At 55.2% G+C, this 13,182-nt stretch carries 12 protein-coding genes; 4 read left to right on the top strand and 8 right to left on the bottom strand.

Annotated features, from left to right (window positions below; all coding sequences use genetic code 11):
• Window positions 1–21: 21 nt before the first annotated feature.
• Window positions 22–810 (bottom strand): energy transducer TonB family protein, encoded by a 789-nt coding sequence (locus tag PLU01S_RS02880; RefSeq protein WP_074821935.1) that lies wholly within the window; start codon window positions 808–810, stop codon window positions 22–24.
• 3 nt (window positions 811–813) lie between these two features.
• The gene (locus PLU01S_RS02875) at window positions 814–1,221 is read right to left on the bottom strand and encodes an ExbD/TolR family protein (RefSeq protein ID WP_010795870.1); all 408 of its coding nucleotides are present in this window, start codon (window positions 1,219–1,221) and stop codon (window positions 814–816) included.
• Between the two features lie 209 nt (window positions 1,222–1,430).
• Here PLU01S_RS02875 and PLU01S_RS02870 point away from each other — a divergent pair, with 209 nt between their 5' ends.
• Complete coding sequence (locus PLU01S_RS02870) at window positions 1,431–2,135, top strand: aspartate/glutamate racemase family protein (protein ID WP_074821932.1); 705 nt, start codon at window positions 1,431–1,433, stop codon at window positions 2,133–2,135.
• A gap of 21 nt (window positions 2,136–2,156) precedes the next feature.
• On the opposite strand, the gene PLU01S_RS02865 is transcribed toward PLU01S_RS02870, so the two are convergent.
• The 4 genes from PLU01S_RS02865 to PLU01S_RS02850 all read right to left on the bottom strand — a co-directional run bounded on the left by PLU01S_RS02865 (window position 2,157) and on the right by PLU01S_RS02850 (window position 7,391).
• Window positions 2,157–3,506 carry a hypothetical protein gene (locus PLU01S_RS02865; protein ID WP_074821929.1) on the bottom strand — a complete coding sequence of 450 codons (1,350 nt, stop codon included), beginning with the start codon at window positions 3,504–3,506 and terminating at the stop codon, window positions 2,157–2,159.
• 157 nt (window positions 3,507–3,663) lie between these two features.
• Window positions 3,664–5,037 (bottom strand): hypothetical protein, encoded by a 1,374-nt coding sequence (locus tag PLU01S_RS02860; protein ID WP_074821927.1) that lies wholly within the window; start codon window positions 5,035–5,037, stop codon window positions 3,664–3,666.
• 99 nt (window positions 5,038–5,136) lie between these two features.
• Window positions 5,137–6,192, bottom strand: coding sequence for a hypothetical protein (locus PLU01S_RS02855; RefSeq protein ID WP_074821924.1), 1,056 nt, complete (start codon window positions 6,190–6,192; stop codon window positions 5,137–5,139).
• A gap of 134 nt (window positions 6,193–6,326) precedes the next feature.
• Window positions 6,327–7,391 (bottom strand): hypothetical protein, encoded by a 1,065-nt coding sequence (locus PLU01S_RS02850; RefSeq protein ID WP_074821921.1) that lies wholly within the window; start codon window positions 7,389–7,391, stop codon window positions 6,327–6,329.
• A 396-nt stretch (window positions 7,392–7,787) separates the two neighbouring features.
• On the opposite strand from PLU01S_RS02850, the gene PLU01S_RS02845 reads away from it, so the two are divergent.
• Complete coding sequence (locus PLU01S_RS02845; protein ID WP_010795876.1) at window positions 7,788–8,081, top strand: YciI family protein; 294 nt, start codon at window positions 7,788–7,790, stop codon at window positions 8,079–8,081.
• A 33-nt stretch (window positions 8,082–8,114) separates the two neighbouring features.
• On the opposite strand, the gene nhaA is transcribed toward PLU01S_RS02845, so the two are convergent.
• Entirely contained in the window at window positions 8,115–9,290 is a 1,176-nt protein-coding gene (gene nhaA / locus PLU01S_RS02840) for a Na+/H+ antiporter NhaA (protein WP_074821918.1), read from the bottom strand.
• A gap of 36 nt (window positions 9,291–9,326) precedes the next feature.
• On the bottom strand, window positions 9,327–10,415 hold the full coding sequence (locus PLU01S_RS02835) for an AI-2E family transporter (RefSeq protein ID WP_216822598.1): 1,089 nt from the start codon (window positions 10,413–10,415) through the stop codon (window positions 9,327–9,329).
• A gap of 465 nt (window positions 10,416–10,880) precedes the next feature.
• Here PLU01S_RS02835 and ahpC point away from each other — a divergent pair, with 465 nt between their 5' ends.
• Together ahpC and ahpF are read left to right on the top strand one after the other, a co-directional pair.
• Complete coding sequence (gene ahpC / locus PLU01S_RS02830) at window positions 10,881–11,444, top strand: alkyl hydroperoxide reductase subunit C (RefSeq protein WP_010795879.1); 564 nt, start codon at window positions 10,881–10,883, stop codon at window positions 11,442–11,444.
• A gap of 121 nt (window positions 11,445–11,565) precedes the next feature.
• Window positions 11,566–13,122 (top strand): alkyl hydroperoxide reductase subunit F, encoded by a 1,557-nt coding sequence (gene ahpF, locus PLU01S_RS02825; RefSeq protein WP_010795880.1) that lies wholly within the window; start codon window positions 11,566–11,568, stop codon window positions 13,120–13,122.
• The last annotated feature ends 60 nt before the right edge of the window (window positions 13,123–13,182 follow it).

Genomic DNA, 13,182 nt, shown 5'->3' with positions numbered 1-13,182 from the left:
GGAATTCCTCGAATCGGATAATCACTGCATGCTGTAACTGAAGGTGGCGGTAAAGCGGAGCTGGTCCTTGCCGGCAAAGGCCTCGGACGGGAACGGCTTGACGCTCTTGATACGGTTCAGGCTGTTGGCGGCTGCACGATTGAGCAGCATGCTGCCAGCCTTGTCCTGTATGCCGGAGTCCAGTACGCGTCCGGCGCAGTCAACCAACAGCCAGATCACGACATCACCGTGTGGCCGCTCAAGCGATGCCTGGCGTCCGGTGGGGTACTGCTTGTAACGATCCAGCTCGGCGCGCAACCCCTGTACGTAGCCGCCTTCCAGTGCCTGGGCATTGACGGTCGGCTTGGGCGGTGTAGCCGGTGCCGGCTTGGCTGCGACCGGAGCAGGTGCCGAAGCAGGCGTCGGCTTGGCTACCAGTTGCTCGACCTTGGCCACGGCAGGCTTGGCCACTGGCTTTGGCTGTGGTTTCGGCTGAGGCTTGGGTTGCGACTTCGGCACTGGCTTGGGCTTAGGTTTGGGTTCCGGCTTGGGCTGCGGCTTGGGAAGTGGTGGCAAGGCAGCCTCCTCTTCCTCCACGACAGGCTCCGGTGGTGGCGCATCAACCGGTTCGGCTACAGGCTCCGGCGGTGTAACGACCGGTTCGGGTTCCTGAACAGGGTCCGGTTCAACCAAAGCCAATTCCACGGCCGACTCGTCGTATACCGGCTGAACTTTCAGCGGCGTACGCTGGGCATACAGGGCAATCAGTACTAGCGCAGCAAGCGCAGGTAGCCAGCCCAACACATGGCGGGAGCGATAGAACGTATACATGGATCAGGACTTGCGCGTGGCGATGGAGACGGAGGTAAAACCGCCTAAACGAAGGGTGTCCATCACCTCGACCAACCGGGCCACTTCCACGCCCTTGTCGCTGTTGACGATGATGGTGGTCTTGCTGTCTGGTTTCTCCTGCGCCTTGAGCGCCACGACCAGGGCATCGACCTGAATGTCCTGACCATCCAGCTGCAGCTCACCGTTAGCGCCCAGCGTCAGGATGGCCTTGTTCTGCGGTTTGAGCTGTTGCGCGCTGCTGGCGCTAGGGAGCTGGGTTTTCATTCCCAATGCCGGGATCACGTTCAGACTGACCAGTACAAAGAAGACCAACAGGAACATCATCACGTCGATCATCGGGATGAGCTCGATATGAGCCTTGCGCTTCTTGGGTTCTTCCCAGGTTCTCATGATGACTGCCCTCCAAAATGATGGGGGCACGCTAACAACCGAAAATGACAGCGGGGTTAAGTATTCTTGACCATTTAAAGCTCTAGATCGGGCTTTTTACTGAATAATCGATACAGCTGTTAACTATCGGATCAGTACAGTGGCCTCTTGCCTTGCTGCATTGGACTGGCCTGTGAGACGGTTCCACTCCCTCATCAAGGAGCAGAATCATGCGAACGCTAGGACTTCTTGCCGGCATGAGCTGGGAAAGCTCGGTCACGTACTATCGCCTTCTCAATCAAATCGCCCGACAGCGCCTTGGTGGTTTGCACTCGGCACCACTGCTTATGTGGTCGGTCGATTTTGCAAAGGTTGCCGAGCTGCAACATCACGGCGATTGGGACGGTTGCGCCAGACTTCTGGTAGACGCAGCACGCCGCCTGGAAACGGCAGGCGCCAAAGGTCTGCTCATCTGCACCAACACCATGCACAAGCTGGCCGAACCTATCCAGGCGGCAATTGATATCCCATTGATTCACATCGCTGACGCGACCGCAAAAGCGTTAACGAAAGCCGGTATGCAACGCCCCGCCCTACTCGCCACACGCTTTACCATGGAAGAGGATTTCTATGTCGGCCACTTGCGCGTCCACGGTCTGGACCCACGTATCCCGGACGCCCCAGGTCGCCAGCAGGTTCACCAGATCATCTATGAAGAGCTGTGCCAGGGCGTAGTTCGGGACGAATCCAGACAGACCTATGTGGCAGAAATCGGCAAGCTGGCCGACCAGGGTGCCGACAGCGTGATCCTGGGCTGTACGGAAATCGGATTACTGCTCAGCCAGAAGGATCTCGCCCTTCCTGTCTTCGATACGACCGAAATTCACGCCGAAGCCGCAATGGATTTTGCTCTAGGTAACGAGACGCTGCCGTAACGCACGGCAGCGTCTGCTCCCTCATTGCTGAAGCACAGAAGCCACGTTGTTCAAGCCATTCTGAACGACGGTTGCCGAGTCATTTCCGCTGTTAAAGTCGCCATTGACCAGACCGCCCTGCACCACCGTTGCCACGTTGCCGCTCAGGCTCTGACTGATACTGGCCTCGTTACCGCCGTTGCTCCAGCTTTGCGTCAGGCTGGCGCTGTTGAAGTCACCGCTTTGGGTGATTTCAGCCATGGCCGTCCCAGTGGGGTTGGCCTGGGTGATGTCGGCCTCATTGTCATTGCCAGTCTGGGTAATCTCGGCCTGCCGGCTGCCCCAGAACTGGTCAATCGAAGCAGTGTTGCGATCACCCTCCTGGGCAATCCGCGCCACACTGTCATATACCATAGGCCCACCACCACCTTGGGCGGCCGCGGCCTGGTTGGCATTACCGGTTTGACTGACATCGATCACGCTACGGTCTGCCTGTTGGCTTAGTGTTGCGCTATTGGTGGACCCTAGTTGATCGAGATTAATGGTGTTGGTAATCCCATCCTGATTAATCGAAACGGTATTCTCATCACCAATGGAACTGCCACGCACCGTGGCGCCGAGCCCACTCTGCGCGCTGGTCAGCTGGTTGGCGTTACCTTCCTGGCGGAAAATGAACGACGCATTCGAGCCTTGATCAACCGTCGCGGAGTTGCCATTACCTACTTGATCCAATGTCATCTCGGAAAGATAACGTGAGGTACTCTGAGTGACAGACGCCAGATTTTCGTTACCGTTTTGGGTAACCGTAGCAACAGCTCCCGAATCGCTACTGCCCTGCTCCAGGATAATCGTATTGTTATCGCCTAATTGGGTAGTCTGTCCAACACCATAGCCGGTCTGAGTCACCTGAGTGGCGTTGCCGTTACCCACGCTGGAAGTATTAACGGTATTGGCGTACCACTGTTGCTGGATGGTATGTGTATTGTTGTTGCCTTCCTGATAGACCGTGGCCTCGGAGCCCTGCCCATCCTGCTGATACAGCGACACGCTGTTGTCATCGCCTGCCTGGGTTACAGTAGCCGATTGTGAGCCGCTGTCCTGATAAAGATAGGCCGTGTTCCGGTTACCGGTCTGGCCCAGATCGATAGTGTTGGAAGAAAACGCAGTGTCCTGAACAGTCTCCGCGACGTTGTCATCGCCGTTTTGGACAATGGCAGATCGGCCGAAACTTCCCGTCTGTGTTTGCGTCGCCTGATTTCTTGCGCCCTGCTGCTCTAGCGTAGCCTCGTTGTTGTCTCCTGCCTGACTCTGGGTAGCGGTATTGCTTTCAGCATAGGCATGGCTGCCAATAACCAACATCAAGGCAACAGCCAAGGGTTTTAACCTGAACATATGCACGTCCCTCAATAGCGTTATTGTTGTTGTCCGGGCCTGTATCTCACAGGATCGGACAGGCGGTAACGCACGCCTGGACTACGGCAGTAATTTTCAGGCCCAGACGCTAGAACAACAGGTGCTGCCTCATTCAGGACAACACCTGCACCGTCGGTTATTGCTGAATAACCGAAGCCACATTGTTCATACCGGTTTGAGAGATAGTGGCTACACGCTCACCGACCACTACTTCGCCATTGAGCAGGCCGCCTTGAGTGATACTCGCTACATTACCTGCCACCTGCTGGGTAATTGTGGCCTCGTCGAACCCTACCGTGTCATGTTGAGTAATCGAGGCCTTATGGTTATCCCCAGTCTGCTGAATGCCGGCTGTTGTCCAACCCTCAATATTGCTGTGATCTATAGTCGCCTGGTTGGCTGCTCCGGCTTGCTCGATAAAACCTCTCGCTAAAGGCCCAAAGCTTTGGTTCAACACAGCGCTGTTTGCCTCTCCTTCCTGAAGGACATAGGCACTGCTGTTAGGCTCGTAATCACTAACGTAATCATCTTGCGTAATGGCAGTCTCGTTTCCTGTTCCGGTCTGACGAACAGACGCGGTATGACCAAGCCCTCTTTGAGAGACAGCTATACGGTTGTTATCACCGTTCTGCTCCAGCCATGCATTCAAGTATGTCCCCACTTGACTGGCTTCTATGACGTTGCCATTTCCAACCATGGCGCCGCCCAAAGAGCCTCGCCAGATGCCTTGGTCTGCAACCAGATCATTGCCAGTGCCATCCTGAACGAACTCAAGCGTTGCCATATCGGAACGTTGAGCCAAGTTGGCTGTATTGCCATCACCTACCTGATTCAGGATCAAGTCGATTTGCCCATACCGCGACGAGGTTTGATAAAGCGTCGCCGCCTGGTTTGTACCCTCTTGGTAGACCTCGATATTGCCCCCGGCGTAGCCTACACTTTGGGTCAGCTCAACCGAATTACCCTCGCCTCGCTGCTCAGCACGCGCAGGTCCGCCTCCATACTGCGTAGTGGTTGCGCTATTTCCATTACCCACACTCGTTACGCTTAATTCATTGCCGTAGCGCAGCTGCTGGATGTTATGGATGTTCCCATTCCCCTCCTGATACAAGCTAGCAACCGAGCCATTTCCGTCCTGTTGGTAAAGCGTTATGTCATTGCCATCTCCTCGCTGCAAAACAGTAGCCTGATGTCCGTATCCCAGGTTCTGTTGATTGAGCAGCGCGGTGTTCTGATTGCCAATCTGTTCAAGCCGCAGACTGTTTTCAGGGGTAGAAGCCTGTGATACCTGCTCGATTTGAGCTGAATTACCGTTACCAGTCTGCACAACTTCCGAGCGACTAAAGTCACCCCTTTGAATCTGGGCAGCGTTATTACCCTCACCGGCCTGCTCCAGAAGAGTATCGTTGTAGTTACCGTCTTGTGTTTGGATAGCAGTGTTATTTGCGGCAAGGGCATAACTGCCTGAGAGTATCAGCAGTGCCATAACCAAGGGCTTGAGCGTAAACATGTAGAAGTACCTCTATGAGGTCACACGAACGGGCGAACTCTGCCTTACCAGCCCAGTACTCAGGGCTGGCGCTAACCATGTCAGCGCCAGCTGCTTACATCACTGCTGGGTAATCCTGGCAATGTTTCCTGTACCGTTCTGTAGGACGGTAGCTGAGTTGCCGTTTACATCTACTGGCGTGGCCTGAGTAATGGCAACCTGATTGGAGAAGCCTATCTGGCTGACCGCAGCCAGGCTGTTGTTGCCAGACTGGTCGATTGTGGCGAGGTTACCGTCACCCTCCTGTACGAGATCTACACGAGCGAAATACAGGTCCTGGGTAATAGCAGCCACGTTGTCATTGCCCGTAGAGCGTCCTGTAATGGTGCCGCTGATACTAAACTGATCAATTGTCAGGTCGTTATTATTGCCCTGCTGGGCAAAATCAACCGTACTAAATCCACCGCTTTGATTGATCGTGGCGGTATTGGTATCACCTTCCTGCGCTAATGCCACACTGGTCGCAGGATAGCGACCTGAGCTTTGGGTAACGGAAGCCAAGTTTTCATTGCCGTTCTGCTGGATTGTGGCTGTACCACCTGAGGAGCCGCCAGTTTGATCCAGGTTGATAACATTGTTATCGCCTGTCTGTATCGCGTCTGCCTGCATTCCGTGCCGTTGTATAGCATTCAGAGCGTTGCCATTACCAACCGTACGGGCTTCAAGCGTATTGCCGCCATAGCCGTTCTGCTCGACATTGTGCGTATTGTTGCTGCCTTCCTGATACAGCGTAGCGACAGCGCCATTACCGCCTTGCTGATACAACGCTACGGTGTTTGTATCGCCCAACTGGGTAACAGTAGCGCTATGCTCTAGATCGAAGCTCTGCTGGTAGACCTGGGCTACGTTGCTATCTCCTGTCTGATAAAGATCAACCGTATTTCCAAGCCCCAGCTGCGTTGTTTCAGCCGCGTTGGTGGTCCCATTCTGAGTAATAGCCGAGCGATGTTCGTTGCCCTCTTGAGTTTGGGTAGCGGTATTGCCTTCGCCCGTCTGCTCCAGTGTCGTTTCGTTGTAATTACCGTCCTGCGTTTGGGTAGCGGTGTTGTTTGCAGCCAGGGCACAGCTGCCGGAGAGCATCATCAATACCACAGCCAAGGGCTTGAGTTTGAACATGAGAGATCCCTCTAGACGTATAAGTTAACCACTAAGGCCCATACCGAGCGCAGGGAATGATCCCTACGCTGGTTAGGTAAATGGGACCGCTACGCTTGGGCAGGCAGTAACAGCCCCAAATGCTCTACTGACTGCTACTGCTGGGTAATCCTGGCCACGTTGCCGGTACCGCTCTGCATGACGGTCGCTGCGCTCCCTTCACCGAACACACCAGCTATACCGGTTTGCGTCAGCGCAACCTGATTGGCAAAGCCCATTTGATTGACGGTTGCGATACTTCCACTACCGGCCTGGTTGATCGTGGCCAAATTGGCATCACCCTCCTGCACAAGGTCTACCTTCGTGTAGTAGTCACCCTGCATGATGCTGGCAACGTTGCTGTCACCGACTGAACGCCCGGAAATGGCTCCGTTAGTGCTGAACTGATCGACATTCAACTCGTTGTTGTTACCCTCCTGGGTAAACTCAACAACATCAAAGCCACCGTGCTGATTGACGTTCGATGTATTGGCATCACCGTCCTGCGTCAGCGTCACTCGCTCGGCGGGGTAGCGGCCGGAGGTTTGCGTTACAGACGCCAGGTTGCTATTGCCGTCTTGGGCAATCGTGGTCCAGCTTCCGCCCATACTGCCAGACTGATCCAAACTGATGAGGTTGTTGTCTCCGGTCTGGATAGTCTGTGCGAATACACCCTCATTTCGTTGAATGGCATCAAGCCTATTGCCGGTGCCTACCGTACGCGCTACCAGCTCTTTGAAACCTTCACCGTTCTGTTCAACGTCATGGATATTGTTGTTGCCCTCTTGGTACAAGGTTGCCACAGAGCCATTACCGTTCTGCTGATACAGCGTCACGTGGTTCGTATCGCCCAACTGGGTAACGGTAGCGCTATGCCCATACATAAAGCTCTGCTGGTAGACCTGAGCTATGTTGCCATCACCCGTCTGGTAGAGATCGACCGCATTTTCAATACCTAGCTGTGTCGTTTCTGCCGAGTTAATGGACCCATTCTGGGTAATGGCGGAGCGATGCGCTGAGCCAGTCTGGGTCTGCGTCGCAGTATTGCCCTGCCCGCTCTGTTCAAGGATAACTTCGTTGTTATCGCCATCCTGCGCCTGGGTGGCACTATGGCTGGCAGCAAAGGCGGTAGTACCAAGGGAGACGAGAAGAATTAATGCCAAAGGCTTGAGCGTAGACATGAGTACTTTCCTTGATTAGTCATAAGGCCAATAAGCTGAGCAAAAGGCAAAGCTGTAAAACCATTAACTACTCATGAAGGCACACGTGAAGGCGTGCCCGGTGACTCCTGTAGCAGTTGATCGGCAGGTTCGATGTCCAGCATCCCCAGCAACGGATCATCCTACTCACCCGTGCGAGCACGTACGGCAACGCCCCACGGTAACAACCTGATCTCCAGCCTGGAGATACGGAGGCGAAGATTCGTGCAAATCCGTCTTTACGAATATCCATCGAACGGTGTAATACGATGAATGGTATTCATCCTAGACACTTGCGCTGGTTTATAAGACAGAACTGTCAGGCACTCGAATCGCCTGGACTGATCTCCACCAACACAATTAAAAACAGGAGCCACCATGCAATTTGTAGTAACCGCCTACGACCATACCGATCCAGAGGCCTTTAATCGTCGACTGGAAAATCGCCAGGCTCATCTGGAAGGAATTCGAGCCATGGCCAAGGAAGGAACATTTATCAGCGGCGGGGCCATTCTGAACGATGAAGGTCGAATGGTAGGCTCGACCGTACATGTCGAATTCGAGAACCGCGAGGCATTGGACCTCTGGTTGAAGAGCGACCCCTATGTCACCGGTCGCGTCTGGAATGAGATCGATGTACGAGAAATCAAGCTCGTTAACATCACCACATGATGCAAAAAGGGCACCTTCCGGTGCCCTTTGCTCTTAGGCGTTTTTCTTTTTGCCGACCGCAATCAGCATAAGCGCACCCAGACAGCCGGACGTAATCGACCCCAGCAGTACACCGATCTTGACCGCATCCACCAGTTCTGGCGAATTGGGGAATGCCAGCAGGCCGATGAAGAGGCTCATCGTGAAGCCGATTCCGCACAGCAGGCCGATCCCGTACAGCTGCTTCCAGGTGGCATGTTCCGGCAGTTCGGCCAGTCCCAGGCGAATACTCAACCAGGCAAACGAGAATACGCCCACCTGCTTGCCAACCAAGAGGCCCAGCGCGATCCCCAGCGGAACCGAGCCCATCACGGAGGCAAGGCTCACGCCATTGAACGAGACACCAGCGTTGGCGAATCCAAAGATCGGAATGACCAGAAACGCGGAGTAAGGGTGCAATGTATGCTCAAGACGCTCCAGCGGCGGATGCTTCGAGCCGGTACGCAGCGGGATGGTCAGGGCCAGCGCTACCCCGGCCAGCGTCGCGTGTACGCCCGACTTGAACACGAAGAACCACAACACGATACCGACCAGCAGATACGGCAGGATTCGCGTTACGCCCAGCTTGTTCATGGCAATCAGCACCAGCAGGGTGACACCCGCCAGTCCCAACATCGGCAGGGACAGATCTGCCGTGTAGAACACCGCGATGATGCACACGGCGAACAGGTCATCGAGAATCGCAAGCGCGGTCAGAAAGATCTTGAGCGATACCGGAATACGCGAGCCCAGCAGGGAGAGTACCCCGAGTGCAAAGGCGATATCGGTCGCCGTGGGAATCGCCCAGCCTTGAAGTAAATGCGCATCGTCATGGTTGAGTGCCGCATAAATCACCGCTGGCACGACAGCACCGCCTAATGCCGCCAGCCCTGGCAGTGCACGCCGTCCCCAGGTGGACAACTGCCCGACCAGCATCTCACGTTTGATTTCGAGCCCGACCAGCAGGAAGAAGACGGCCATAAGCGCATCGTTGATCCAGTGCAGGACACTCATGCCCAGCATGTAGCGCTCCAGGGTGCTGAAGTACACACTGGCCAGCGGCGAATTCGCCACAATCAAAGCAATGGCTGCCACGGCCATCAGAAGCAATCCGCCTGAGGCCTCGCTTGTCAGAAAGGCCCTGTAAAAGGCCTGGAGGCCATTCGAGCCTCGGATCTTGTTGTCTTGCATCTTTTCAACCTCACTCCTGAAAATGTAATCGAAGCCTTAAGGGCTTTTCTCTGATGTGTTGTTATCGGATACGACCACGGCATCCCGCGGCCATGCGCTCCAGAGCGCCTTGAACAGGGTCGCCAGCGGGATCGCAAAAAAGATTCCCCAAAAGCCCAGCGTGCCGCCAAAAAAGAGAATGGCCAGGATAATGGCTACCGGATGCAGATTGACGGCACCTGAAAACAGCAGCGGTGAGAGAACATTGCCATCCAGTATCTGAATGATGGTGTAAGCCAGAATCGCATACAGGAACTGATCGCCCAGACCAAAGCTGAAGCCCGCCACAGCCGCAACGGGCAAGGTCGCGACGGCGGCGCCGATGAAGGGAATCAGCACGGACAGACCGACCACCAGCCCGAGCAGCATGGCGTAGGGCAATCCCAGGATATAAAACGTGGCGTAGCTGACCGCCGCCACGATCACAATCTCGATAACCTTGCCGCGCACATAGTTGGCGATCTGCTCGTCGACCTCCTTCCAGACTCGGGTCATCAGGGTCCGTTTACGGGGAAGTACGGACAGGAAGAAGCCCACCAGCAGGTTCTTGTCCTTGAGCATGAAAAACACCAGGATCGGCACCAGTACCAGAAACGTACCAAAGGCGATGATATTGCCCAGCGAGGTCAACGACAGCCGGACCGCTCGTTGCGCAAGGGCAGTCAGCTCACTGCCTGCCGTCCCGATCCAGCCCTGAATCTGCTCATGAGTAACGACACTGGGATAGCGCTGCTGAAGCTCATCCAAGAGGACCTGAGCCTGGGCAAACATCCGGGGCGACTCCTGCAACAACGTCACCAGCTGATCCCATACCAGCGGGAGCACAAACAACAAGAGGCCCAGGAATATGCCTAAAAAAGACAGGAACATGAGCGATATTGCCCAAAGCCTGGGTACTCTCCAGTGCTCCAGACGGCTGACGCCACCCTGTAGGAGAAAGGCGACGACCAGCGCCGTCAGGAACGGCGCCAGGGGCTTGCCCAACAACATGACCAGAGCAAAGCCCAGGATAAGCAAGACGCTGAGAACCACCGCTTCATCTTGGGAGAAATAGCGGGCAAACCACTGGGTAATGACGCGCCTGATCGCCATGACTAATGCCCTCCACGCTGGGCAGGTTCAGGTCGGCAACCTGAAAAGACAGCGATCAACGGTGAAGTGAATCTGCTTGGGAAGTCGAAGCCCTCAGGAAACAACTGGACGAATGCGGCTCCTGACATGTTTCTCCTTCGTCATCCTGTTTAACGAACACGATCGGCAAGGAAACCATATTTTTCAGCTTACTGCTCAACAGCTGTTTTTCACAAAATGTCCGAGCTAGTGCGTTTAGGCGCTTGAATTCTGATAATTCAGCCATACCACTAGCGCTTGCGGCAGTGTTTGTTGACCTCAGATACCTCCAAGTACTCTGCCTGAAAGAAAGACTTAATGATCCTGAATGCGTGGATAGGTCAAACTTATGAGATTGATGCCCACATTCAATTAAGTCTAATGTGCATAAGCGAGTATCTTATCTCTCGCCAATTCTTAACCCCTGATGGAGATTCAGTGATGTCTTTGATCAATTCCGAGATCAAACCGTTTAAAGCTACAGCGTACAAGGATGGCAAGTTCATCGATCTGACTGAAGCTGACTTCAAAGGCAAGTGGTCCCTGGTTGTTTTCTACCCAGCTGACTTCACCTTCGTTTGCCCGACTGAGCTGGAAGACCTGGCTGACCTGTACCCTGAATTCCAAAAGCTGGGCGTAGAGATCTACGGCGTATCGTGCGATACCCACTTCGCTCACAAAGCGTGGCACGACACTTCCGACGCTATCAAGAAGGTTCAGTACGCCCTGGTTGGCGACCCGACTGCAACTCTGGCTCGCAACTTCGACGTTCTGATCGAAGAAGAAGGCATGGCGCTGCGTGGTTCCTTCCTGATCAACCCGGAAGGCCAGATCAAGCTGTGTGAAGTACACGACAACGGCATCGGCCGCGACGCGTCCGAAATGCTGCGTAAGGTCAAGGCTGCTCAGTACGTTGCCTCCCACCCGGGCGAAGTTTGCCCTGCCAAGTGGAAAGAAGGCGAAGCTACTCTGAGCCCGTCTCTGGACCTGGTTGGCAAGATCTAAACGCCAACACACGGTTATCTGCGCTTAGGAGCCGGCTTCCGGCTCCCTCTAGTGCCCGAACGCCCGGGCGGAACACGTCCGGGCGTTTTTATTCCCGAAATTTGTCGAGAGGTAATGCCTCATGTTGGACGCCAGTCTTAAAACTCAGCTTAAAGCCTATCTGGAAAAGGTTACCAAACCCTTCGAGATCGTCGCGTCCCTTGATGACGGCGCTAAATCTCAAGAAATGTTGGGTCTGCTCCAGGACATCGTCAGCCTGACTGACAAGATCACCCTGCGCACCGATGGCAATGATGCTCGCACACCTTCGTTTGCCCTGAACCGTCCGGGTGAAAACATCAGCCTGCGCTTTGCCGGTCTGCCCATGGGCCACGAGTTCACCTCGCTGGTTCTGGCGCTGCTGCAAGTGGGCGGTCACCCGTCCAAGGCCAGTGCAGATACTCTGGAAGCGATCCGCTCGCTCAAGGGCGAATTCAATTTCGAAACCTACTTCTCGCTGTCCTGCCAGAACTGCCCTGACGTTGTTCAGGCGCTGAACCTGATGGCCGTACTGAATCCGAACATCCGCCACGTTGCGGTCGACGGTGCGCTGTTCCAGGACGAAGTTACCGAGCGCCAGATCATGGCTGTGCCCAGCATCTACCTGAACGGCGAACCGTTCGGTCAGGGCCGCATGGGTCTGGAAGAAATTCTGGCCAAGCTCGATACCGGCGCCAGTGCCCGTGACGCTGAAAAGCTCAGCGCCAAGGACGCTTTTGACGTGCTGGTGATCGGTGGTGGTCCTGCCGGTGCTTCCGCTGCGGTGTATGCCGCCCGTAAAGGTATTCGTACCGGTGTTGCGGCAGAGCGTTTTGGCGGTCAGGTACTCGATACTCTGGCGATTGAAAACTTCATTTCCATCAAGGAAACCGAAGGCCCGAAACTGGCCGTAGCCCTTGAAGAGCACGTGAAGCAGTACGACGTCGACATCATGAACCTGCAGCGTGCCGAGCAACTGATTCCTGCCACCGAGGCGGGCCAGCTGCACGAAGTCAAGTTTGCCAATGGTGCTTCGCTCAAGTCCAAGACGCTGATCATCTCCACCGGCGCTCGCTGGCGTGAAATGAATGTCCCGGGCGAGAAGGAATACCGTAACCGTGGCGTGGCCTACTGCCCGCACTGTGACGGCCCGCTGTTCAAGGGCAAGCGCGTTGCAGTTATCGGTGGCGGCAACTCCGGTGTGGAAGCGGCAATCGACCTGGCCGGTATCGTGGCACACGTGACCCTGATCGAGTTTGACAGCCAGCTGCGTGCGGATGCGGTACTACAGCGCAAGCTGCACAGCCTGCCGAACGTGACCGTGATCACCAGCGCCCTGACCAGCGAAGTGAAAGGCGATGGCCAGAAAGTGGTTGGCCTGACCTACAAGGACCGCAACTCCAGTGAGTTCAAGTCCATCGACCTGGAAGGTATCTTCGTCCAGATCGGTCTGGTCCCCAACACCGAATGGCTCAAGGGCACCGTCGAGCTGTCGCCCCGTGGCGAGATCGTTGTAGATAGCCGTGGCGAAACCTCGCTGCCGGGTATCTTTGCGGCCGGCGACGTAACAACCGTACCGTACAAGCAGATCGTGATCGCGGTCGGCGAAGGTGCGAAGGCTTCCCTGGCTGCATTCGATTATCTGATCCGCCAGGTGTAAGTTTGACTGTGTACCTCTCTGCCGGTACACAGCCTTCTCAAAACGCAGGGTATCTAAGAT

It is taken from the genome of Pseudomonas luteola NBRC 103146 (assembly GCF_002091675.1).
Taxonomy (GTDB): domain Bacteria; phylum Pseudomonadota; class Gammaproteobacteria; order Pseudomonadales; family Pseudomonadaceae; genus Chryseomonas; species Chryseomonas luteola.
The sequence above is the reverse complement of the archived record's forward strand: the minus strand, read 5'-3'. Positions and strand labels throughout refer to the sequence as shown.